Origin of the sequence: Streptomyces sp. DG1A-41 (genome assembly GCF_037055355.1) — a bacterium.
Taxonomy (GTDB): Bacteria; Actinomycetota; Actinomycetes; order Streptomycetales; family Streptomycetaceae; genus Streptomyces.
In genome coordinates this window covers 7,417,692-7,439,280 of record NZ_CP146350.1, presented here as the reverse complement: position 1 = coordinate 7,439,280, position 21,589 = coordinate 7,417,692, and the positions used below count along the sequence as shown (strand labels likewise).

Annotated in this window: 20 protein-coding genes and 4 pseudogenes; 10 read left to right on the top strand and 14 right to left on the bottom strand. The window is 72.4% G+C overall.

Features of this window, described 5'->3' with window-relative positions; genetic code table 11:
• Positions 1–20: 20 nt before the first annotated feature.
• Complete coding sequence (gene cobM, locus V8690_RS34630; RefSeq protein WP_338784012.1) at positions 21–770, bottom strand: precorrin-4 C(11)-methyltransferase; 750 nt, start codon at positions 768–770, stop codon at positions 21–23.
• Positions 767–2,029: a precorrin-6y C5,15-methyltransferase (decarboxylating) subunit CbiE gene (gene cbiE, locus V8690_RS34625; RefSeq protein ID WP_338784011.1), complete on the bottom strand. Its 1,263-nt coding sequence runs from the start codon at positions 2,027–2,029 to the stop codon at positions 767–769. The genes cobM and cbiE overlap by 4 nt, the downstream gene beginning before the upstream one ends.
• Positions 2,030–2,321: 292 nt before the next feature.
• Between cbiE and V8690_RS34620 the strand changes: the two genes are divergently transcribed.
• Complete coding sequence (locus tag V8690_RS34620) at positions 2,322–2,486, top strand: hypothetical protein (RefSeq protein WP_338784010.1); 165 nt, start codon at positions 2,322–2,324, stop codon at positions 2,484–2,486.
• Between the two features lie 16 nt (positions 2,487–2,502).
• Here the strand turns inward: V8690_RS34620 and V8690_RS34615 are convergent, their stop codons facing one another.
• Complete coding sequence (locus V8690_RS34615; RefSeq protein WP_338784009.1) at positions 2,503–4,059, bottom strand: IucA/IucC family protein; 1,557 nt, start codon at positions 4,057–4,059, stop codon at positions 2,503–2,505.
• Between the two features lie 109 nt (positions 4,060–4,168).
• On the opposite strand from V8690_RS34615, the pseudogene V8690_RS34610 reads away from it, so the two are divergent.
• From V8690_RS34610 to V8690_RS34600, 3 genes and pseudogenes are all read left to right on the top strand, one after another.
• Positions 4,169–5,664, top strand: a pseudogene (locus tag V8690_RS34610) (IucA/IucC family protein).
• 44 nt (positions 5,665–5,708) lie between these two features.
• The gene (locus V8690_RS34605) at positions 5,709–6,983 is read left to right on the top strand and encodes a VWA domain-containing protein (RefSeq protein ID WP_338784008.1); all 1,275 of its coding nucleotides are present in this window, start codon (positions 5,709–5,711) and stop codon (positions 6,981–6,983) included.
• The gene (locus tag V8690_RS34600) at positions 6,983–7,774 is read left to right on the top strand and encodes a hypothetical protein (protein WP_338784007.1); all 792 of its coding nucleotides are present in this window, start codon (positions 6,983–6,985) and stop codon (positions 7,772–7,774) included. Before V8690_RS34605 ends, V8690_RS34600 begins: the two co-directional genes overlap by 1 nt.
• 210 nt (positions 7,775–7,984) lie before the next feature.
• Here the strand turns inward: V8690_RS34600 and V8690_RS34595 are convergent.
• Positions 7,985–8,610, bottom strand: a pseudogene (locus V8690_RS34595) (helix-turn-helix domain-containing protein).
• 86 nt (positions 8,611–8,696) lie between these two features.
• Here V8690_RS34595 and V8690_RS34590 point away from each other — a divergent pair.
• The 3 genes from V8690_RS34590 to V8690_RS34580 all read left to right on the top strand — a co-directional run bounded on the left by V8690_RS34590 (position 8,697) and on the right by V8690_RS34580 (position 11,103).
• The gene (locus tag V8690_RS34590) at positions 8,697–9,905 is read left to right on the top strand and encodes a pyridoxal phosphate-dependent aminotransferase (protein ID WP_338784006.1); all 1,209 of its coding nucleotides are present in this window, start codon (positions 8,697–8,699) and stop codon (positions 9,903–9,905) included.
• 80 nt (positions 9,906–9,985) lie between these two features.
• Positions 9,986–10,615 (top strand): hypothetical protein, encoded by a 630-nt coding sequence (locus V8690_RS34585; RefSeq protein WP_338784005.1) that lies wholly within the window; start codon positions 9,986–9,988, stop codon positions 10,613–10,615.
• 65 nt (positions 10,616–10,680) lie between these two features.
• On the top strand, positions 10,681–11,103 hold the full coding sequence (locus V8690_RS34580; RefSeq protein WP_338784004.1) for an acyl-CoA thioesterase: 423 nt from the start codon (positions 10,681–10,683) through the stop codon (positions 11,101–11,103).
• Between the two features lies 1 nt (position 11,104).
• Here V8690_RS34580 and V8690_RS34575 read toward each other — a convergent pair.
• Positions 11,105–11,353: pseudogene (locus tag V8690_RS34575) on the bottom strand (helix-turn-helix domain-containing protein); the annotation flags it as partial.
• Here V8690_RS34575 and V8690_RS34570 point away from each other — a divergent pair.
• Positions 11,354–12,266: pseudogene (locus V8690_RS34570) on the top strand (MFS transporter); the annotation flags it as partial.
• A gap of 235 nt (positions 12,267–12,501) precedes the next feature.
• Here the strand turns inward: V8690_RS34570 and V8690_RS34565 are convergent.
• The 9 genes from V8690_RS34565 to V8690_RS34525 all read right to left on the bottom strand — a co-directional run bounded on the left by V8690_RS34565 (position 12,502) and on the right by V8690_RS34525 (position 19,564).
• Positions 12,502–13,890: a nucleobase:cation symporter-2 family protein gene (locus tag V8690_RS34565; RefSeq protein WP_338784003.1), complete on the bottom strand. Its 1,389-nt coding sequence runs from the start codon at positions 13,888–13,890 to the stop codon at positions 12,502–12,504.
• 264 nt (positions 13,891–14,154) lie between these two features.
• A complete protein-coding gene (locus tag V8690_RS34560) occupies positions 14,155–15,534 on the bottom strand; it encodes an 8-oxoguanine deaminase (protein ID WP_338784002.1) in 1,380 nt (459 codons plus the stop codon).
• A 108-nt stretch (positions 15,535–15,642) separates the two neighbouring features.
• Complete coding sequence (gene pucL, locus V8690_RS34555) at positions 15,643–16,566, bottom strand: factor-independent urate hydroxylase (protein WP_338784001.1); 924 nt, start codon at positions 16,564–16,566, stop codon at positions 15,643–15,645.
• A gap of 6 nt (positions 16,567–16,572) precedes the next feature.
• Positions 16,573–16,989: a hydroxyisourate hydrolase gene (gene uraH / locus V8690_RS34550; protein ID WP_338784000.1), complete on the bottom strand. Its 417-nt coding sequence runs from the start codon at positions 16,987–16,989 to the stop codon at positions 16,573–16,575.
• Positions 16,990–16,996: 7 nt separating this feature from the next.
• Positions 16,997–17,506 (bottom strand): 2-oxo-4-hydroxy-4-carboxy-5-ureidoimidazoline decarboxylase, encoded by a 510-nt coding sequence (gene uraD / locus V8690_RS34545; RefSeq protein ID WP_338783999.1) that lies wholly within the window; start codon positions 17,504–17,506, stop codon positions 16,997–16,999.
• Positions 17,507–17,666: 160 nt separating this feature from the next.
• Entirely contained in the window at positions 17,667–18,035 is a 369-nt protein-coding gene (locus V8690_RS34540) for a helix-turn-helix domain-containing protein (RefSeq protein ID WP_338783998.1), read from the bottom strand.
• The gene (locus tag V8690_RS34535) at positions 18,032–18,283 is read right to left on the bottom strand and encodes a hypothetical protein (RefSeq protein WP_184990113.1); all 252 of its coding nucleotides are present in this window, start codon (positions 18,281–18,283) and stop codon (positions 18,032–18,034) included. The genes V8690_RS34540 and V8690_RS34535 overlap by 4 nt, the downstream gene beginning before the upstream one ends.
• 33 nt (positions 18,284–18,316) lie before the next feature.
• Positions 18,317–18,730: a hypothetical protein gene (locus V8690_RS34530; RefSeq protein WP_338785551.1), complete on the bottom strand. Its 414-nt coding sequence runs from the start codon at positions 18,728–18,730 to the stop codon at positions 18,317–18,319.
• 204 nt (positions 18,731–18,934) lie between these two features.
• Positions 18,935–19,564, bottom strand: a complete 630-nt coding sequence (locus V8690_RS34525) for a LysE family transporter (RefSeq protein WP_338783997.1) — start codon at positions 19,562–19,564, stop codon at positions 18,935–18,937.
• Between the two features lie 180 nt (positions 19,565–19,744).
• Between V8690_RS34525 and V8690_RS34520 the strand changes: the two genes are divergently transcribed.
• Positions 19,745–20,566: a TIM barrel protein gene (locus V8690_RS34520; protein WP_338783996.1), complete on the top strand. Its 822-nt coding sequence runs from the start codon at positions 19,745–19,747 to the stop codon at positions 20,564–20,566.
• A 28-nt stretch (positions 20,567–20,594) separates the two neighbouring features.
• Positions 20,595–21,488, top strand: a complete 894-nt coding sequence (locus tag V8690_RS34515) for a 2-hydroxy-3-oxopropionate reductase (protein WP_338783995.1) — start codon at positions 20,595–20,597, stop codon at positions 21,486–21,488.
• Positions 21,489–21,589 lie beyond the last annotated feature (101 nt).

Genomic DNA, 21,589 nt, shown 5'->3' with positions numbered 1-21,589 from the left:
GCGGGGGCCGCTCACCGCGTTCAGCACACGTGGCGTTCCCGCTCCGGCGAGTACAGGTGGCTGTCCCGGAACTGCTCCGCCCCGAGCGTGCGCCCCACCATGATCACGGCAGTGCGCAGCACACCGGCCTCCTTCGTCTTCCCCGCGATCTCGTCGAGGGTGCCGCGGATGATCAGCTCGTCCGGGCGGGAGGCACGGGCGACGACCGCCGCGGGGCAGTCGGCGCCGTAGTGCGGGAGGAGTTCGGCGACCACGCGGTCCACGTACTTGGCGGCCAGGTGCAGCACGATCAGCGCGCCGCTGCGGCCGAGGGTGGCCAGGTCCTCTCCCTCGGGCATGGCGGTGGCCCGGTTGGCGACGCGGGTGAGGATCACGGTCTGGCCGACGGTCGGTACGGTCAGCTCCCGCTTGAGGGCAGCGGCCGCGGCGGCGAAGGCGGGGACGCCCGGGACGACCTCGTAGGGCACCCCGGCCGCGTCCAGCCGCCGCATCTGCTCGGCGACCGCGCTGAACACCGCGGGGTCCCCGGAGTGCAGCCGGGCCACGTCGTGCCCCTCCTCGTGGGCGCGCAGCAACTCGGCGGTGATCTGGTCCAGGTCGAGCTGCGCGGTGTCCACCAGACGGGCGTCCGGCGGGCATTCGGCGAGCAGTTCGCGCGGGACCAGGCTGCCCGCGTACAGACAGACCCGGCAGGCGGCGAGCGTGCGGGCGCCGCGCACCGTGATCAGGTCGGCGGCACCGGGGCCGGCACCGATGAAGTACACGGTCATCTGTCTGCTCCTGAAGGGGTGTCGAGCGTCTTCCGTACGGCCCACTGGGTCACCGGCATCGCCTGCCGCCACCCGGTGAAGCCTCCCACCGGCACTGCGTGCGCCACGGCGAGCCGCACCAGTTCGCCGCCGTGACGCCGGTGGGCGTCGGCGAGCAGCGCCTCGGACTCCAGCGTCACGGTGTTGGCGACCAGCCGGCCGCCGTCGGGCAGCGCCTCCCAGCACGCTTCGAGGAGGCCGGGCGCGGTGAGACCGCCGCCGACGAACACGGCGTCGGGGGGCGGGAGTTCGGCGAGGACGGCGGGCGCGGCGCCGGTGACGACCCGCAGTCCGGGCACGCCGAGCCGGTCGGCGTTGCGGGTGATCCGTTCGGCGCGCGCCGGGTCCCGCTCCACGGTGACCGCGCGGCACGAGGGGTGCGCGCGCATCCACTCGACGCCGATCGAGCCGGAGCCGCCGCCGATGTCCCACAGCAGTTCGCCGGGGGCGGGGGCGAGCACGCCGAGGGTGGCGGCGCGGATGTGCCGCTTGGTGAGCTGCCCGTCGTGCTCGTACGCCTCGTCCGGGAGCCCTGGTACGGCGCCGAGGCGCAGGGCGGCCGGGGCGCGGCGGCACTCCACGGCGACGATGTTCAGGGGATCGCCGGGCGGCTGCGCCGCAAGCCAGTCGTCGGCTGTCAGCTCTTCGGTCCTGCGTTCCCTGTCGCCGCCGAGCTGTTCGAGGACGCGCATCCGGCTGGGCCCGAAGCCCCGGTCCCGCAGCAGGGCGGCGACCTCGCCAGGGGTGGTGGCGTCGGCGCTGAGGACCAGGAGGCGCCGGCCGTGGTGCAGGGCGGCGGCCAGGCGGGCGGCGGGCCGGCCGACGAGCGTGACGACCTCGACGTCCTCCAGCGGCCAGCCGAGCCGGGCGGCGGCGTAGGAGACGGAGGAGGGGTGCGGCAGGACGCGCAGGGCGCCGGTCTCCTCGGCGAGGGCGCGGCCGATGCCGTAGAACATGGGGTCCCCGCTGGCCAGTACGGCGATCCGGCGGCCGGCGTGCGCGGCGAGCAGGCCGGGGACGGCGGGGCGCAGCGGCGAGGGCCAGGCGACGCGCTGCCCGGTGCACCCCGGCGGCAGCAGATCCAGCTGGCGGGGTCCGCCGATCAGGACGTCGGCCTCGCGCAGTGCGCTGCGGGAGGCGTCGGGCAGCCCCGCCCAGCCGTCGGCCCCGAGCCCGACGACGGTCACGGCGGCGGTCGGTGCGTCAGGTGCGGGGGTCACTGCGCGGTACCTCGTGGTTCGGGGACAACAGAGGCGCACTCTACTGGGCGCTGACCAGCACGCCTGTGCTCGGGTGCACATGCCGTCGCGGAGAATGGCCGGATCCAGCCGGGGCGGGCTGAGCTAGGGTTCGGGCACCCCCCTCCCCACCTGCACTTGGGCGAGGCAACCTTCGCCGCGTGAGATCTGGTGAGGTAACGGTCGGCGGTAGGCGTCTACGCGGGCATCACCTTTCGGCCACGGGCGTGACCGTGTCGTACCCACCGGCATCGTCACCAGCCTGGTCGGCGCGGTGTTCCCGGTCGTGACGCCCCTGCGGCTGCGGGAGACCGCCGGGGCCATGACGGCCTTCGTCATCGCCGCCCTGCGCGGTGACATGGACGACGAGGCCCAGCCCGCCCACGAGCCGGACCCGACGGCGACGGCGGCAGGTCGTGGACAGCCACCCTCACCCTGACCGCGAACCTCGGCTCTCAGGCTCCGCGCAGCGGGTTCGGCAGCGGCAGGTAGCGCGCGTCCGCGCCGTCCGCGCCCGTCCAGCGCAGCAGCAGGTTCGTCTTGGCGGGGAGGGTGGGCGAGGCGAGCAGGGCGGGGATCTCGGGGACGTCGTGGCGGGCGAGTTCGCGGCGGACGGCGGGCCAGGGGTCGAGGCCGGGGTGGCGTTCCGCGAGGGCGCCGGCGATCTCCGCGAGGTGGTTGACGACCAGGCAGTACACGAGCCGCTCCCAGCCCGCCTCCCGCGACACCTCCGGCAGCAGTTTCACGCCCTCGGCGTCCCGGTACAGCGCCTGCACGGGCGTGCCGCCGGCGTCCACGGCGACCAGGGTGTTCTGGAGGTGCGCCTCGATGACGACACCGTGCCGGGCGAAGGCCGTCAGGGCCGGGGGCACCACCTGCGCCAGGTACGCCGCCCACCACGCCTCGGGGTCGGCGGCCCCGTCGAGCGGGCTGCCGTCGAAGCCCTCGACGAGACCGGCGGCGAGCAGCGGGGTCGCGCCGGGCAGGAGACGGCCGCCGAAGCCGTCCCGGACGAGGACGGCCAAGGCCTCGAAGGCGAAGTCGGCGGTGCGGTACCCGCGGTCGCTGAGCCAGGCCGGGGGGCCGTCGAACGTCTCGAAGGCGGCGCACACGGCCGCGTCGGTCCGGCGCAGGGCGAGCAGGTCGTGGCGCCAGAGCCGGCGAATGTCGTTGGTGATGCGCACGTCCAGGCTGAACTTCAGGAACAGGTCGTGGCCGGGCGCGTAGAGCGTGCGGATCGCGGCCGTCGGCCAGGTGTCGAAGGCGGTCGTGCCGAGCCGGACGAGTCTGCCGTCCGCGAAGGCGTCGGCGAGCTCCGGGCCGGCCAGGTCGAGCTGCCAGGGGTGGGCGGGCAGCAGCCGGTAGCCGGGCGGGGCCGTGCCGAGGGCGTCGAGGGCCGAGGTGTCGCCCTCCTCGACGACGGTGTCCTCGCGCAGCCCGAGCAGAGTCAGCGGGAAGCGGGCGTACGCCTCGGGCGCGTACGGCAGCCAGTCGGCGGCCGGGCCCCCGCCGCGCGCCTTGGGGGCCGGGTGGTGGGTGTGGCCGGTGAGGAGACACTGTTCGGAGCGCAGATAGGGGTCGGCGGGCGGGATCGCCCGGGCGCGGGCGGCCAGCAGCGCGGCCACGGCGTCCCGGCTGTCGATCATCTCGGCGGGCAGTCCGAAGTTGGACAGGCCGGTCCGGCGGCGGAGTTCCTCGGCGGTGAGCTTGACCAGTTCGGCGTGGGTGAGGCGGTGCCAGGCGCCGTCCACGTGCACCTCGGGTCCGGTGAATCGGCGGCGGCCCCGCACCCGCAACAGACGGCCGCTGGTCCGCAGCCGGTACACGCCCGGCTCCACGCGCTCCCCCACCTCCCGCAGCAGGCAGTTCAGCAGCGGCACGGCGGCGTACGCGTCGGCCCGTTCGGCGAGACCGCCGGCGACCGGGCCGTCCTGGGCGGAGTCGCCGGGGGAGGATGCGCCCTGGGCGGAGTCGTCGCCGTCGGGCGGGGGCATGAGGTCCACGCGTTCCACTCGTTCCCTGCGGTCTTTCCGGATTTCCGGACTTCCGGGCGGAGATGATCAGTATGCGTGTCGTCGTCATCCCGCCGCGACGCCCCATTCGTACCCGAGGAGCCCGCCCGTGCACCGTTCCCCCACCGCCGAGGCCGAGGTCGCCGACGAACTGGCCGTCGTACGCCCCGGTCTCCTGCCGCGGTACGAGGCCGGACTGCCCGGCGCCAGGGCGGCCGTGCTGTCCCGTCTGTGGCGCGGTCTCGCCCACGATCCGCTGCCCTGGGTCACCCGCCGCGATCAGGGCCGGGACGGGCTGACCCTGTACCTGTCCGACGGCCGCCGGCTGCACGGCCCGCGGCCGGATCCGTACGCGACCGGTGCCTACGTCAGCGTCGTACGGCTCGACGAGACGGAGTACGACGATCCGGCCCGGCTGGTGACCGACCTCGCGGTACCGCACTCCGCGTCCTTCGCCGCCGAACTCGGGCACAGTGTCGCCTCGTTGGCGCTGTCGAGAGCGGGACAGGAGGGGCGCGTTACGGACGGGTGGCCAAAGCGCGACTGGGAGTGGGAGCAGCGGATCGTCGACGGGCATCCGTTCCACCCCACCTGCCGCTCCCGGCCCGGGTTCTCGGTGGCCGAGCAGCTCGCCTACGGGCCCGAGCACCGGCCGCTGGTGGAGCTGGGGCTGGTGCCGGTGCGGGCGGAGGAGTGCCTGGTGACGGGCGCGTGGCCGCGGGAGCTGCGGGACGGGGAGCGGGTGGTGCTGCCGGTGCACCCGTGGCAGGCGGCGCATGTGCTGAAGCGGGTGTGCGAGGAGCGGCGCGCCGGGCGTCCCCTGATGGCGCTGCGGACGCTCGCGCTGCCCGGCGGGCCGCACGTCAAGACCTCGCTCAGCGTCCGGCTGACGTCCTCGGTGCGGGACATCTCGCTGCCCTCGGTCGCGGCGTCGGAGGTGCTGTCGGAGTTCGCCGAGACGCCGGCGGCGCACACCGGCGGACTGCTGCACATGACCCGCACCCTGGGCGCTGCGGCGGCCGGCTCCCCGACCTCGCGGCCGTCCTGCGGGAACCGCCGGAGACGTATGCGGGGGACGGCGAACGGGTCGTGCCGGTGGCGGCGCTCGCCACGACGGAGCTCCCCCGCTCCCCCGCCTGGCTGGCCGGCTTCGCGCGCCTCGCCCTCACCGTCGGTCTGCGGCTGCTGGAGCTGGGCGTGGCCCTGGAGGCGCACGGCCAGAACCTCCTGGTGATCCTGTCACCGGCCGGCGATCCGCTCCGGCTGGTCTACCGCGACCTGGCCGACATCCGCGTCAGCCCGGCCCGCCTCGCCCGGCACGGCATCACGGTGCCCGACCTGCCCGCCCGTATGGTCACGGACGACGAACGCACGCTCCGGCGCAAGCTGTTCGGCTCGCTGGTCGCGGGAGCGCTGGCCGGCACGGCAGGGTCGGGGCCGGCGCTCGCGGAGGCGCTGGAGACGGCCGTACGGGATCTGCCCCGCACCCCGGACCTCGCGGCGCTGCGCGCGGACCCGCTGCCCGCCAAGGCGCTGACGCTGATGCGGCTCTCGCCGCAGACAGCCGGGGACCAGTGGGCGCAACTGCCCAACCCCCTTGGCTGAGCCCCGTTTTGGAACACCGCGCCGGTGATCAATAAGATCCGCCGATGATCACAAGAAAACGGCCGGTGGCAGCGGTCTGCGCCCTGCTCGCCGCGTTGACGGCCGGGCTCGCCTTCCCGGCCGGAGCGGCCGCCGGTGAACCCACCGGCCAGGACGCCCCCAAGGTCGACCTCGTCCTCGATGTGAGCGGCTCGATGCGGGCACGGGACATCGACGGGCAGTCGCGGATGGCCGCCGCGAAGCAGGCGTTCAACGAGGTGCTCGACGCGACGCCCGAGGAGGTCGAACTCGGCATCCGCACCCTGGGTGCCGACTACCCCGGGGACGACCGGAAGACGGGCTGCAAGGACACCGCTCAGCTCTATCCGGTCGGCCCCCTGGACCGCACCGAGGCCAAGACGGCCGTCGCCACGCTCACCCCGACCGGCTGGACGCCGATCGGCCCGGCCCTGCTGAAGGCGGCCGACGACCTGGACGGAGGCGACGGCTCCAAGCGCATCGTGCTGATCAGCGACGGCGAGGACACCTGCGCCCCGCTCGACCCGTGCGAGGTGGCCCGCGAGATCGCCGCCAAGGGCATCGGCCTGACCATCGACACGCTGGGCCTGGTGCCGACCGCCAAGCTCAGCAGGCAGCTGAGCTGCATCGCCGAGGCCACCGGCGGCACGTACACCTCGGTGGAGCATCAGGACGAACTCACCGACCGGGTCAACCAGTTGGTGGACCGGGCGGCCGATCCGGTGGTGACGCCGGTGCCGGTCGAGGGCGCCGCCGAGTGCACCGGGGCACCGGCGCTGAAGTCCGGGCTGTACACGGACCGGGAGGAGTTCGGGCAGCAGCGCTGGTACCGGGTGGACGTGCTGCCGGGCCAGGAGCTGCGGGCCTCGGTGAGCGTGGCGGCCGACCGGGCCGTGAACCCCGGCTACGGGGTGCTGCTGCGGGCGGTCACGGCACACGGCCGGGAGATCGTGCGCGGCGAGGCGGCGGGCGACGGCCGCACGGATGTGATCTCGACGGGGCTCAGGTACCCCGAGCCCGAGCGTGACGGCACCGACAGTGACAAGCCGGCAGCGGAGACCGTGTGCCTGGCGGTCACCCACTCCTTCTCTGCGGCCTCCGGGGTGAAGACCACGCCCGGCCTGCCGCTGGAGCTGACCGTCGACGTCGTGGACGGCCCGAGCCAGGCGGGCGACGTGGCCTCCTTCGGCCTCGGCCGCGGCTGGTGGCTGCTCGGCGCGCTGATTCTCACCGGCTTCCTCGCCGGTCTCGTCTGGGGCTGGCTCTCGCGCTGGCGGGTCGCGGTCTGGAGGACCAACTGATGCGAACGGTACGTGTGTTGAGCGCCGCGCTGCTGACCCTCGGACTGGCGGCCGCTCCGGCCGTGGCCGACGCCTCGCCGAGTCCGTCGCGGGACTCGTCGGCGGCACCCACCCGGGCGGGCACCTCCTTCCGTACGGCCACGGAGTTCGAGCAGGGGCAGCGGGCCACGGCGAGCGGCTCCACGGGCGACTACCTGTACTGGTCGTTCCCCGCCGACACCGGACAGCGCCCCACGGTCCGGGCGACGGTGAAGCTGCCGGACACCCACGCCGCGCAGACCTGGCAGATCGACGTGTACGACGGCCTGCGCCGCCGCCAGGCCTGCCAGTACGGTGCACAGACCCGCACCGCGGCGGCGGACGCCTCCTCCGTGGACCTGACCTGCGTGCTGCGCACGGTCCGCGCCTGGTCGGAGCCGTGGGCCAACGACCCGCTGCCCGGCACCTACTACATCCGACTGACGGCGACCGGCGTCCCCGCCTCCGACCTGGGCCTCCCGGTCGACACCGAGGTCCGCGCCGACTCCAAGGACATCGGCGGCCCGGCGGCGGTGGACGGCTCGCTGGCCGAGCCGCTGGTGCCGGGCATCGCGACGAAGTCCGAGGATCAGCAGGAGAACGCGGCGGTACTGGCCGGCCTCCAGCCCGAGGACGGCTGGGCGTCCGGCTGGTGGTCGGACCGGTGGGTGTGGACGGCGGTGGGCGGCGTGCTGGCGGCGCTGGCGGGGGTCGCCGGGTACGCGCTGACGCGCGGCGCGGGACGGCCGGCACGGGTGCCGCCGAGCGCCTGACCGTGCTTCAGGAGGACCGCCGGCTGCGGGCCTTCTGATCTCCCTCGCGGAACGCCTGGGGGCACGGCGTCGAGGCGCGCCCGGGGCGACCGGGAGCCACCGATGCCCCACCGCCTGGCTCGCCCTCGAAACCCGCCCCGGTGCGGGCCTTCTTTCGTGCCTCGCGGAGGGCCATGACGAGGCCAAGCCTCACGGAGGGCGATGGCGAGCTCATGCCTCGCGAAGTGCCTTGGCGAGCATGCCCTCGCCTCTCACCTCCACCCGGCCCTCCCGCACGGCCCGGGCCAGGCTCAGCTCCCCCGGCTGAGAGCCGTACACGTGCCGGTGTCCAGGACCAGCCGGGCGTCCGGCTCCCCGGGGGCGGGCCCGTCGCCGTACACGGGCCCCTCCTCGGCACCGGCACGCAGGTGGAACAGCCCCTCCTCCAGGCGGACTTCGACGAGTCCCTCCCCGTCCAGCAGGCGCAGCAGCGACAGGGCGAACCAATGCGCCCGTACCGCGTCCGTCGGCCGCCGCTCCCCGAGTTCCGCCTGCCCCCACTCCCCCAGCGCCTGGAGCACGGGCAGCAACTCACGCCCCCGCGCGGTGAGTTCGTACACGTAGGCCGCACCGGGCGGGGGCAGCCGGCGGCGGGTCGCGAGGCCGTCGCGCTCCATGTCCCTGAGCCGGGAGGCGAGTACGTCCGTGCTGACGCCGGGCAGGTCCGCGTGCAGGTCGGTGTAGCGGCGGGGACCGGCGAGGAGCTCCCGGACGATCAGCAGCATCCAGCGGTCGCCGACGACGTCGAGGGCGCGAGCGGCGGGACAGTACTGGTCGTAGCTTCGGCGAGGTGGCATGCGACGCAGTCTAGACAAGTTGTTGGACTTTCCAAGCTGCTACTTGGTAAAACCAAGCAACACCAGTGAGCGAGGGGAAACGGCGCATGGAGTTCCGGCAGTCGAGCAAACTGAGCGAGGTCTGTTACGAGATCCGCGGCCCGGTGATAGAGCACGCCAACGCGCTGGAGGAGGCCGGTCACAGCGTGCTGCGCCTGAACACCGGCAACCCGGCGCTCTTCGGATTCGAGGCGCCGGAGGAGATCCTCCAGGACATGATCCGGATGCTGCCGCAGGCGCACGGCTACACCGACTCGCGCGGCATCCTCTCCGCCCGCCGTGCGGTAGCCCAGCGCTACCAGACCCTGGGCCTGGAGGTCGGCGTCGACGACGTCTTCCTCGGCAACGGCGTCTCCGAACTGGTCTCCATGGCCGTCCAGACGCTGATCGAGGACGGCGACGAGATCCTCATCCCCGCCCCGGACTTCCCCCTCTGGACGGCGGTGACGACCCTCGCGGGCGGCAAGGCGGTCCACTACCTCTGCGACGAGCAGGCCGACTGGTACCCGGACCTGGACGACATGGCCTCGAAGATCACGGACCGTACGAAGGCCGTGGTCATCATCAACCCCAACAACCCCACCGGCGCCGTCTACCCGAAGGAGATCGTCGAGGGCATCCTGGACCTCGCCCGGCGGCACGGCCTGATGGTGTTCGCCGACGAGATCTACGACCAGATCCTCTACGACGACGCCGTGCACCACTCGGCCGCCGCACTCGCCCCCGACCTGGTGGTGCTCACCTTCTGCGGCCTGTCGAAGACGTACCGCGTGGCGGGGTTCCGCTCCGGCTGGCTGGTGGTCACGGGTCCGAGGCAGCACGCCAAGGACTACCTGGAGGGCCTGACGATGCTGGCCTCCATGCGGCTGTGCGCCAACGCGCCCGCCCAGTACGCCATCCAGGCCGCGCTCGGCGGCCGGCAGTCCATCCGGGAGCTCACCACGCCGGGCGGCCGGCTGCGGGAGCAGCGCGATGTGGCCTGGGAGAAGCTCAACGAGATCCCGGGTGTGACGTGCGTGAAACCCAAGGGCGCGCTGTACGCGTTCCCGCGCCTCGACCCCAAGGTGCACAAGATCCACGACGACGAGAGGTTCGTCCTGGACCTGCTGCTGCGGGAGAAGATCCAGGTGGTGCAGGGCACGGGCTTCAACTGGCCGGCCCCGGATCACTTCCGCATCCTGACCCTGCCGCACGCGGACGACCTGGAGGCGGCGATCGGGCGGATCGGGCGGTTCCTCGGCGGGTACCGGCAGTAGGCGCGATTGTCAGTGGCGCGTCGTAGCCTTCCAGCAGGTGGGGCGAGTGCCCCGGGGCCCGTGCCGGAGAGGAGCGCGCCGTGACCCGAACGCCGACCGCCGCGCAGCGGCGTGTCATCGACGCAGCCGACCCGGTGACCGGCCGGCTGCGGGGGACGGAGGCACAGCTCGAGGCGCTGGTGAAGCGGGGGCTCGCCTTCCGTCACCCGAGGCCGCCGCACGATCACTTCCTGACGCCGGAGGGCCACCGGGTACGGCAGGGCGTCGCACAGGTGCCCGAGCCCGCCGCCGAGGCCCCCGCCGGCGCCGGTGTGTTCGCCGCGCGCGTCGGCGGCGAGGAGGCGGCGCCGCAGGCCGGGCCCGCCCGGCGCCGTGAGGTGCACAGCGCCTGGCAGGGGCTGCTGGAGCTGCGCCGGATGACCAACCCGGACGGCGCCGTGGAGCGGCCGTGCGGCTGGGAGCGTACGCATCTCGTGCAGGCCGCCGCACTCGCGCTGGAGGCGGCCGGACACCACCCGGCCGGGCGGGACGCCGGGGGCTACCGGGTGCGGGAGACCCCGCAGCCGGAGGCCGTCGCCGTGCACGAACCGGACGGCGAGGCGCTGAGGGCCTGCACGGCCACCCTGGAAGGGGCAGGCTGGCAGGTGAGCGAGCACCGCGAGCCGCGCACCGGGACCCGCTATCTCCTGGCCTCGCCGCGCCGGGCGTGATGGGCATGCCAGGATCGGTGGATCGTTGCGTACGCCACGAGTGTCCGGTGCGAGAGGGGAAGCCCATGAGCGAGCCGTTTTCCGTCCCGGTGACCGTCCGCGGTTACGAGACCGACGTACAGGGTCACCTCAACCAGAGCGTCTACCTGAACTACGCGGAACACGCCCGCTGGTCGTTACTGCGGGCCGCGGGGATCAGCCAGTCCGCCCTCATCGGCAGCGGCGTGGGCCCGGTCGCCCTGGAGACGACCATCCGCTACAAGCGGGAGCTGCTCGCGGGCGACGAGGTCGAGGTGACCTGCGCCTTCGCCTGGGGCGAGGGCAAGACCTTCCGCATCGAGCAGACCATCCGCAAGACCGACGGCACGGTGGCGGCCGAGATCACGGCGGTCGGCGGCCTGCTGGACCTGAAGGCCCGCAAGCTGGTCGCGGGCCCCCAGGAGCACTTCAGGAAGCTGGCGACCGACCCGGGCCTGTTCGGGCTCTAGGTCAGACCGGCTCCGGCGCGTGTTCCTCGTCGTAGGAGGCGCGCGACTCGGCGATGTAGACCCTGTTGCGCTCGGCCCAGTCGGTCAGGCGTTGCAGGGTCTCGTGCAACTCCCGGGCCACGGGCGTCAGTTCGTACTCCACCTTCGGCGGCACCGTCGGATGGACCGTGCGCGTGACGAGGCCGTCCCGCTCCAGGTTGCGCAGCGTCAAGGTCAGCATCCTGCGGCTGATGCCCTCGATGCTGCGCTCCTGAACTGGCACTGGATCTTCCTGATCAACCTGCCGATCGGGGTCGTCGCCTGGCTCGCGGCCGTCCGCGTGCTGGAGCCGGACCGCGGCGCCGGGCTCGGCAAGGGCGCCGACTATCCCGGCGCGGCGCTGGTCACCGGCGCGCTGATGCTGACGGTGTACGTCATCGTCGGCGCCGGCGAGCGCGCCCTGATTACCACCCTGCCGCTGGGCGCCCTCGCCCTCCTGCTGTTCCTGGCGTTCACGCTCCGCCAGGCCCGGGCCGGTCGTCCACTGCTGCGGCTCCGGCTGTTCCGCTCCCGGCTGCTGAGCGGCGCGAACGCCGTGCAGATCCTGATGATCGCGACGATGTACGGCTTCCAGTTCATCGGCGCTCTCTACGTCCAGCGCGTGCTCGGATACGGCGAGTTGCTCACCGGCACGGCGTTCCTGCCGGCGCCGGTCGCGATCGGGGCTGGTGCTGGGGCTGTCGGCCCGTACCGTCGGCCGGTTCGGCGCGTACCGGGTGCTGCTGGCCGGGCTGGTCCTCATCGTCGTGGGCATGGCCCTGCTGAGCCGGGCCCCGGTCGACGGCCGGTACGTCACCGACGTGCTGCCGCCGCTGCTCCTGCTCGCCACCGGCTTCGCCGCCGCGATGCCCGCGCTGACCGGGCTCGCGATGTCCGGGGCCCGCGAGGAGGACGCGGGGCTGGCGTCCGGGCTCTTCAACACCACGCAGGTGGTGGGCGGTTCGCTGGGTCTGGCGGTGCTGTCGGTGCTGGCGGGCTGGCACACCGACGGCCTGCTCGACCGGGGCACGGAGCTGGTGGCGGCCACGGCGGAGGGCTACCAGCTCGCGTTCCGGGTGGCGACGGTGATCGCGGCCGGGGCGCTGGTGCTGGCGGCGGCGGTGCTGCGGGAGCGGCGCGCCTGAGAGAGGGCCCGGAAGGGCGGGGCGGCGGGACCTCGCGCCCGCCGCCCCTCAGGTGCCACTGTGGTGAGGCACGAGCAGGGCGAAGTCCCCGGAGCGGTGCTTGACGCAGATCCGGCCGCCGACCGGTACCGAGGCCGGCGGTGGCTGTCGGCACCGGCGAGCAGGAGCCGGCACCCTTGACGGCCACCGGCCGACCTCTCTGCCGGAGTGGAGTCCGGAGCTGTGTCCGCCGGTCTCACGGTGCGGCCGGGGTCCTGGGGACGCCCGTGATCTCCTCGCCCGCCTCCATCGGGTGGGTGACGTCCTGGGCGTCCCGGTCGCGTCGGCCCAGGTGGTTGAAGACCAGGTTCAGCAGGACCGCCGCCACGCAGCCAGTCGAGATGCCCGAGTCCAGGACGATCCGCGCCGTCTCCGGGAAGGCGTGGTAGAACTCCGGCGCCGTGATGGGGATGATGCCGACGGCCAGGGAGACGGCCACGATCAGGACGTTGTTGTCCTTGTCCAGGCCGGCCCGGACCAGGGTCTGGATGCCGCTGGCCGCGACGGAGCCGAACAGGACCACGCCCGCCCCGCCGAGCACCGGGCGCGGGACGACGGCGATGAGCGAGGCGGCCGTCGGACACAGGCCCATCAGCACCAGGAATCCGCCGCCAGTTGCGACGACGTACCGGCTGCGGATCTTCGTCATCGCGACCAGGCCGATGTTCTGGGCGAAGGCGCTGCACATGAAGCCGTTGAAGAGCGGGCTGATCGCCGAGCCGAGGGTGTCGGCGCGCAGGCCGGCCGCGATGGTCTTCTCGTCGGCCGGGCGGTCGACGATCTCACCCAATGCCAGCATGTCGGCGGTCGACTCGGTCATCGAGACCACCATCACCACGCACAGGGAGATGATGGCGGCGAGCTGGAACTGCGGCGCGCCGAAGTGGAAGGGGGTGGGGAAGCCGATGACCGCCGCGTCCGCGACCGGGCCGAAGTCCGTGGCGCCGAACGGAATCGCGATCAGTGTGCCCGCGACCAGGCCGAGCAGCACCGCGATCTGCTTGACGAAGCCCCGGGTGAAGCGCCGCAGCAGCAGGACGATGACGAGGGTGCCGGCGGCCAGCCCCAGGTTGGTCGCCGAACCGTAGTCGTGCGCCGCCGGGTCGGGGCCCTGCGCCCAGCCGAAGGCGACCGGGAGCAGGGAGATGCCGATCAGGGTGATGACCGTGCCCGTCACCACCGGCGGGAAGAAGCGGACCGCCTTGCAGAAGACGGGGGCGGCTATGAAGCCGAGGAGTCCGGCGACGATGACCGCGCCGAAGATGACCGGCAGGGCGTCGGACTTGTCCTCGGTGGAGGCGACGATCGCGGTCATCGGGGCGACACCGGCGAAGGTGACGCCGTTGACGAACGGCAGCCGGGCGCCGATCTTCCATATGCCGAGGGTCTGGAGGAGCGTGGCGAGGCCCGCGGTGAACAGGCAGGCGCCGGTGAGGAAGGTCAGGTCGGTGGCGGAGAGGCCGATGGCCGCGCCGACGATCAGGGGTGGGGCGACGACTCCCGCGTACATGGCGGCCACATGCTGGAGGCCGGTCGTCGCCATCTTGAGCGCGGGGAGTTTTTCGTCAACGGGGTGGTCGGCCACGGCGGTTTCCCTCCGGTCGGTTACACGGCTTCGTCATATGACGGCCGTGGGTGTCAAGGAGGTGGTGCTGGTGGTCATGGGGGTACCTCCCTGCTCGAGCGAAGCCGAGAGCTTGGGGGAGGGACCGGGCATGCAGGTGACGGGGGGTGGCCGTTCCGGGGCGCACGCGTACACGAGCGCCCCGGAGACAGCCGCCGTGGACCCCGCTCGGGTCCGCGGCCACCGGCCGGGAGCCGTCCCTCCCGGCCGGAGTCATCCGGGTGTTCAGCCCTGCGCGGCGATCCTCGCCAGCCGCCGGGCCTCGTCCCGCGTCGAGCGGGCGATGGCGTCCTCGTCGGCCGTGAGCAGCCGCCCGTCCTCGACGATCTGCCGGCCGTTCACGAAGGAGGCGGTCACCGGGGCCGCCGCGCCGAATACCAGGGCGGTCACCGGGTCGGCGATGGAGGCGTGGGCGAGCGTGTCCAGCCGCCACAGGACCAGGTCGGCGAGCTTGCCCGGCTCCAGGGAGCCGGTCTCCGCCGCCCGGCCCAGCACCTGGGCGCCGCCGTAGGTGCCCAGGCGCAGGGCCTGGCGGGCGTTCAGGGCGGCCTCCTTGTGCGCGCCGAGGCGGTTGATGAGGAGGGCGTTGCGCAGCTCGGTGTGGAGTTCGCCGGACTCGTTGGACGCGGTGCCGTCGACGCCGAGGCCGACCGGGACGCCGGCCGCGAGCATGTCGGGGACGCGGGCGATACCGGCCGCGAGGCGGGCGTTGGACGACGGGCAGTGCGCGACGCCGGTCTTGGTCCGGGCGAAGGCGGCGATGTCGGAGTCGTTCATGTGGACGCAGTGCGCCATCCACACGTCCTCGCCGAGCCAGCCGGTGGACTCGAAGTAGTCGGTCGGGCCCATGCCGAACAGTTCGTGGCAGAACTTCTCCTCCTCCACGGTCTCCGAGCCGTGGGTGTGCAGCCGTACGCCGAGGCGGCGGGCGAGCTGGGCGCCGTCCCGCAGCAGTTCGGTGGAGACGGAGAAAGGCGAGCAGGGCGCGACGGCTACCTGGGTCATGGCGTCGAAGGAGAAGTCGTGGTGCCGGCGGACCGTGTCCTCGGTCGCCGCGAGCGCGCCGTCCAGGGTCTCGACGGCGAAGTCCGGGGGCAGGCCGCCGTCCTTCTCGCTGCGGTCCATGGAGCCGCGGGCGAGGGTGAAGCGGACGCCCATGTCGCGGGCGGCGCCGATGATCGCGCCCGACAGGTCGCCGGAGCCGTGCGGGAAGACGTAGTGGTGGTCCATGGCGGTGGTGACGCCGCCGCGGGCCATCATCGCGAGCGAGCCCTGGGCCGCCGCGCGCACCATCGGCTCGTCGATGCGCGCCCAGACGGGATACAGCGCGACCAGCCAGTCGAAGAGGTTGTGGTCCGTGGCCAGGCCCCGGGTGATCCACTGGTAGAAGTGGTGGTGGGTGTTGATCAGTCCGGGGGTGACGAGGTGACCGGAGGCGTCGATACGGCGTACGACGTTCTCCAGGTGCTCGGGGGATTTGCCCGCGCCGACCGACTCGATGCGGTTGCCGGCGAGGACGACGTGCCCGGAGGCGTACTCGGTGTCGTCGGCGTCGACGGTCGCGATCGCACAGTTCTCGATGACGATGCGCTGGGCTGCTGCCATGGTTCGTCCTTTGCGCTGAGGTGGAGGGGGCACGGCAGGACCCTGGGGGTTTGAGTGCCGTGGCCGAAGAGAAGGGTTCCCCGGCCACGGGTGCCGAATGAGGGAACGTCAGAGGTTGGTGAGGTCCACGGGGATCTTCGCCTCGCAGCCGTCCCGCAGGATCGTCGCCTCGATCAGGCCGTAGGGGCGGTCGGCCGCGAAGTACACCTCGTTGTCGTTCTTGAGGCCGAACGGCTCCAGGTCGACCAGGAAGTGGTGCTTGTTCGGGAGGGAGAAGCGGACCTCGTCGATCTCGCTGCGGTTGTTGATGATCCGCGCGCCCATCTGGTACAGCGTCTGCTGGAGCGAGAGCGAGTACGTCTCGGCGAAGGCCTGGAGCATGTGCTTCTTCGTCTGCTCGTAGGACTTCTCCCAGTGGGGCACGCGCTGGTCGTCGTCGGTCCAGTTGAACCGCCAGCGGGCGGAGACCTGGGTGGCCAGGATGCGGTCGTAGGCCTCCTTCAGCGTCGTGTACTTGTCCTTGACGTAGCCCCAGAACTCGGAGTTGGTCGAGTTCATCACGACGAGGTCCTTCAGGCCCGAGATCACCTCCCACGACGAGCCGTCGTAGGTGATCTGGGTCAGCCGGACCTCCTGGCCCTTGCGGACGAAGGAGTGCTTGACCTCGTCGGCGCCGATGAACCGTGAGTTGGCCTCGGAGGTCTCGATCCGCTCCCAGGCGTACTCCTCGATGCGGATCCGGGCCCGGTGGATCCGCTCCTGGCTGGTGACGAAGTGGCGGGCGAGGTGGATGCCGAACTGCTCGGCGGACTCGATGCCGTGTTCCTTGGCGAACGCGTACACCGTGTTCTTGGTGGTGTCGGTGGGGAGGACGTTGGCGTTCGAGCCGGAGTAGTGGACCTCGTCCATGTCGCCGCTCAGCGACACGGAGACGTTGAGGTCCTTGATGTGATGGGTGGCGCCGTCCCGCGTGATCTTGACGACTCGGTTCTCGGCCTTGCCGTACTGGTTCTGTCCCAGAATGGTGGGCATGAGTAGCTAGCTCCCTCGGTATACGGAGTAGCCGAACGGGTTGAGCAGCAGCGGTACGTGGTAGTGCTCGCCCGGTACGACGGCGAACGTGATCGCCACCTCCGGGAAGAACACACCGGCGCCGCTGTCCCGATTCGCGGGGGCGTCCTGCTGCGCATCGGCTTGGCTTTTCGCGTCGTTCGCGGACTTCTTCTCGAAGTACGGCTCCACGGCGAAGTCGAGCCGTACGTGGGTGGTTCCCTCCGGCAGGGCCGGGAGGTCCTTGCACCGGCCGTCCGCGTCGGTCGCTGAGCCGCCGAGCGCCTGCCAGTGGGCCACGCGTCCGCTGCGGGCGGAGAGCTGGACGGCGATGCCCTCGGCGGGGCGGCCGGCGCTGGTGTCCAGGATGTGCGTGGACACGGATGCGGTGGCGGAGGTGCTCATGCTGCGGTCAGTCCTCTTCGACGAGTCGGGCCAGGCGGATGCGGTTGATCTTCCCCAGTTCGGTGCGGACGATCTCCCGTTCCCGCTCCGGCGTGTTGCCGATCCGTTCCCTGACCGCGTCGCGCATCTGCTCGCCGGTCCGGCCGGTGGCGCAGATCAGGAAGACGTGGCCGAACTTCTCCTGGTAGGCGAGGTTCAGCTCCAGCATCTCCGCCTTGAGCTCGTCGGAGGCGCCGGCCATGCCGCGCTGCTCCCGGGCCGAGGTGGGGTCGCCGGGCTTCGGGCGGCCGATGGGCGGGTGGCCGGCCATCGCCTCCGCGAGGTCCTGCGCCGTCAGCTCCGCCATGGCGGCGTCGCTCGCGGCGTACAGGGCCTCGGGGGTGGCGTAGGGACGGGCGGCGAGCAGCCGCTTCGCCCACGCCGTGGAGGCACACGCCTCGTGGAGCGCGGTGAAGGCCGCGTGCTCCTCGAGGGCGTTGAACCGGGCCAGGCCCGGCGGCGTGGAAGTGGAAGTCACGGGAGCCTCCGTGGCCGGATACGGCCTTCGTGCTGAACGGGCGTGCCGATAGCTAACGCCCTCCCGCGACAGCACGTCAACAGTTTGTTGAAAATTCCGTGTGACGAAACCCGGCGAGGCGGCGAAACCGGGCATGAGGCCGGTCAGGGCATGCGCCCGGTCAGGTCCCCTTCTCGCGGTTGAGGTAGTTGTAGACGGTGAAGCGGCTGACGCCCAGGGCGCTCGCCACGGTCTCCACCCCGTGCCGTACGGAGAAGGCGCCGCGCGCCTCGAGTATCCGTACGACCTCCTGCTTGGCCTTGCGGTCCAGGTCGGCCAGCGGCATGCCCTTGCGGCGCTCCATGGCGGCGAGGATGTGGTCGAGGGAGTCGGCGAGCTGCGGCAGCCGTACGGCGACGGCGTCGCGGCCCTCCCAGGACAGGACGACGTCGTCGGGGCCGGCCTCGTCGGGCGGGATCATCTCGCCGCCCATGGCGTCGACCAGGGGCTTCACGGCCGCGATGAACGGCTCGTCCCCGGCGCCGCTCACGCCTCGCCCTCCTCGATCACGTTGACCTGGAGCGAGACCCGGGTGGCGCCCGCCTCCAGGGTCTTGCGGAGCAGGGCGTCCACGGCGGTGAGCACCGCGTCGGCACCGCCCTCGGCGGTGTTGCCGAACGGGCCGACGTCCACGGCGTCCAGTTCGGCGGCCTCCACGACCTCGCGGGCGACCAGCGCGTGCGCGGGTGCCTCGTCGAGGTCGAAGGGCTCGGTCGTGAACTCCACTCTCAGTCGCATGCTGCCCCCAGAACCGTCGTGACCTGTGCGACCCTAGCCGACGCCGGGGCGGACCGGACCGCCTGCGCGAGCACTCCGCGTTCCGCGCGCGGGCACCCGCCCTCCATCGCTCTCCATCGTCCTCCACCGCCGGGAATCGTCGCGGGGAACCGGTTCCCCGGGCGGGGGTGAGCCTCGCTCGCCTGCGGTTTCAGCCCCAGATGTCGTACTGCTGGAAACCGGTGCCGACCGAGACCGTGGAGCGAAGATCTCGGAGGTCGCCTTCCCGGTGCCCCGGTAGAGGTAGAGCGTGCCGCCGGAGGTGCGGGCCAGGAACTCGGCGTTGCCGTCGCCGCTGACGTCTCCAACCGCGTCGAAGGCGTTGTAGCCGGTCCAGGCGCTGCGCACCACGATCCGGGAGGACAAGGCCTCGGAGCCGGTCTTGCCGGTGCCCTTGTACAGGTACAGGTCGCCGGTGCCGGCCTGGCGGGCTAGCAGGTCGGCTCTGCCGTCGCCGATGAAGTCGCCGATGAAGTCGCCGTGGCCGCACGGAGTCGTACTGGTTCCAGCCGGTGCGGACCGAGAAGCTGGAGCCGAAGGTGCCGTTGCCCTTGCCCGGGTAGATCTCGCCCGCGCCGCCGGGGCGTATCCGCGACCGGCCTCGCCGTTCGGTCAGCCGATGGCCTGGTACGCGAGGACCCCGCCGAAGAAGATGACGCCCACGCCTGCCAGGAGGTCCACGCCCCGGAGCATCCGGGAGGTGATGTAGCGCCGGAACAGCACGGCCCCGGCGCTGAGGGTGGTGAACCACAGCAGCGTGCCGGAGCCGACGCCTACGAGCATGGCCAGCGAGTCCGCGAGGGTGCCGGTGACGTTCGCCGCCGTGGCGGCGGCGAAGGCCGCCGCCCAGTAGCCGATCGTCGCCGGGTTGGCCGCCGTCGCCGTGAGAGCCGTACGAAAGGCCGCCCACGGCAGCACCGTCTCGCCCTCGGTACCGACGACCGTGATCCTGGCCCGGAACGCCGAACGCACCGAGCGGAAGCCCAGATACGCCATGACCACGGCACCGGCGAGCCCGAGAGCGGTCCGCAGCACCGGGATGTCCAGCAGCTTGCCGACCCCCGCCAGGCCCAGGCCGGCGTACAGCACGTCGACGGCCGCCGCGCCGAGACCGATGGCGAATCCGCACAGGAAGCCGTTGCGCAGAACACTGCGCACGCACAGCAGTCCGATGGGGCCGAGCGGCAGGGCGACGAGGAAACCGAGTCCGAGACCCGCACTCCAGGCCGGGATCACGCTCACCGTGCACTCCCCCGCTGTGCCAAGTCAGGTCAGGTCAGGCCACCGAAGTATTCCACGACGCCCAGGTGCCCCGCCCGGAGAAACCGCCCTCTTGACAAGCCACGACACCCGACGGCAGTCTTCCGGTAAGCAGAAAGCAACTTCCACAATACGGAACACAGCGGAAGGGAGCGCGGCCCGATGGGATTCGCAGACCAGCGCTTCAACGTCAACCTGTCGATCCTCTTCACGGAACTCCCGCCCCTGGAGCGTCCCGCGGCCGCCGCCGCGGCCGGCTTCACGGCGGTCGAGCTGTGGTGGCCCTGGGTCGACTCGCCCACCCCCGAACAGTCGGAGCTGGACGCGCTGAAGAAGGCCGTCGAGGACGCCGGCGTCCAGCTCACCGGCCTCAACTTCTACGCCGGCCGGCTGCCCGGCCCCGACCGTGGCGCCCTGTCGGTCCCGGGCGAGGAGTCGGAGAGGTTCCGCGCCAACATCGACGTGGCGGCCGACTTCGCCGCGTCCCTGGGCTGCAAGGCGCTCAACGCCCTGTACGGCAACCGCGTCGAGGGCGTGGACCCGGCCGAGCAGGACGCGCTCGCGCTGGAGAACCTGGCGCTCGCGGCCCGGGCCGCCGACCGGATCGGCGCGATCCTGCTGATCGAGGCACTCAACCAGCCCGAGTCGCCGTCATACCCGCTGGTGTCGGCACCGGCCGCCGTCGGCGTCGTCGACAAGGTCAACGACACGACGGGACTGGGCAACGCCCGCTTCCTCATGGACCTCTACCACCTGTCCATGAACGGCGAGGACCTGCCGCAGGTGATCGAGCGGTACGCCGCGAAGACCGGCCACGTCCAGATCGCCGACAACCCCGGCCGCGGCGCCCCGGGCACGGGCTCCCTGCCCCTCGAAGACCTCCTGGACCAGCTGAACAAGGCGGGTTACGACGGCTGGGTCGGCCTCGAGTACAAGCCGGGCGACCGCCCGAGCGCCGAGGCCTTCGACTGGCTGCCCCGCTGACCCCCCCGCACCGAAAGGCACCCCCATCATGAGCAACAGCCTTCCCAAGATCGCGTGGATCGGCCTCGGCATCATGGGCTCCCCCATGTCCGAGAACCTCATCAAGGCGGGCTACGACGTCACCGGATTCACCCTGGAGCGGGAGAAGCTGGACCGCCTGGCCGCCGCAGGCGGCACCGCGGCCGGTTCGATCGCCGAGGCCGTCCGCGACGCCGACATCGTCATCACGATGGTGCCGGCCTCCCCGCAGGTCGAGGCCATCGCCTACGGCCCCGACGGCATCCTGGAGAACGCCAGGTCCGGCGCCCTGCTGATCGACATGTCCTCGATCACCCCGCAGACCTCGGTCGACCTGGCGAAGGCGGCCGGGGACAAGGGCATCCGCGTCCTGGACGCCCCTGTGTCCGGTGGCGAGGCCGGGGCCATCGAGGCCGTGCTGTCCATCATGGCCGGCGGTGAGCAGGCCGACTTCGACCAGGCCAAGCCGATTTTCGAGGTGCTCGGCAAGACCATCGTGCTGTGCGGCCCGCACGGCTCAGGCCAGACCGTGAAGGCCGCCAACCAGCTGATCGTCGCCGTGAACATCCAGGCGTGCGCCGAGGCCGTGGTCTTCCTGGAGAAGTCCGGCGTGGACCTGAAGGCGGCGCTGGACGTCCTCAACGGCGGCCTCGCGGGGTCGACCGTGCTGACCCGCAAGAAGGACAACTTCCTCGGCCGGGACTTCAAGCCGGGCTTCCGCATCGACCTGCACCACAAGGACATGGGCATCGTCACGGACGCCGCCCGCAACGTGGGCGCGGCCCTGCCCGTCGGCGCCGTGGTCGCCCAGCTGGTCGCGAGCCTGCGCGCGCAGGGGGACGGCGGCCTGGACCACTCGGCGCTGCTGCGGGCCGTGGAGCGGCTTTCCGGCGCCCAGGTCTGACCCCGCAATCCATCTGAGGTCTTCCAGACCCCGGGCGGCGCCGCCGCTGACACCTGTCCTGTCGCGCCCAGAGCGGCGGCGCCGCCCGGACCCAGCCATAC

What these genes read in the sequence shown, in the direction of transcription:
- V8690_RS34605 (WP_338784008.1), top strand. Translation starts at nt 5,709, where the DNA reads ATGATCACAAGAAAACGGCCGGTGGCAGCGGTCTGCGCCCTGCTCGCC.
- V8690_RS34600 (WP_338784007.1), top strand. Translation starts at nt 6,983, where the DNA reads ATGCGAACGGTACGTGTGTTGAGCGCCGCGCTGCTGACCCTCGGACTG.
- pucL (WP_338784001.1), bottom strand. Translation starts at nt 16,566, where the DNA reads ATGCCCACCATTCTGGGACAGAACCAGTACGGCAAGGCCGAGAACCGA.
- V8690_RS34590 (WP_338784006.1), top strand. Translation starts at nt 8,697, where the DNA reads ATGGAGTTCCGGCAGTCGAGCAAACTGAGCGAGGTCTGTTACGAGATC.
- V8690_RS34515 (WP_338783995.1), top strand. Translation starts at nt 20,595, where the DNA reads ATGAGCAACAGCCTTCCCAAGATCGCGTGGATCGGCCTCGGCATCATG.
- cobM (WP_338784012.1), bottom strand. Translation starts at nt 770, where the DNA reads ATGACCGTGTACTTCATCGGTGCCGGCCCCGGTGCCGCCGACCTGATC.
- uraH (WP_338784000.1), bottom strand. Translation starts at nt 16,989, where the DNA reads ATGAGCACCTCCGCCACCGCATCCGTGTCCACGCACATCCTGGACACC.
- V8690_RS34520 (WP_338783996.1), top strand. Translation starts at nt 19,745, where the DNA reads ATGGGATTCGCAGACCAGCGCTTCAACGTCAACCTGTCGATCCTCTTC.
- V8690_RS34535 (WP_184990113.1), bottom strand. Translation starts at nt 18,283, where the DNA reads ATGCGACTGAGAGTGGAGTTCACGACCGAGCCCTTCGACCTCGACGAG.
- V8690_RS34560 (WP_338784002.1), bottom strand. Translation starts at nt 15,534, where the DNA reads ATGGCAGCAGCCCAGCGCATCGTCATCGAGAACTGTGCGATCGCGACC.
- V8690_RS34580 (WP_338784004.1), top strand. Translation starts at nt 10,681, where the DNA reads ATGAGCGAGCCGTTTTCCGTCCCGGTGACCGTCCGCGGTTACGAGACC.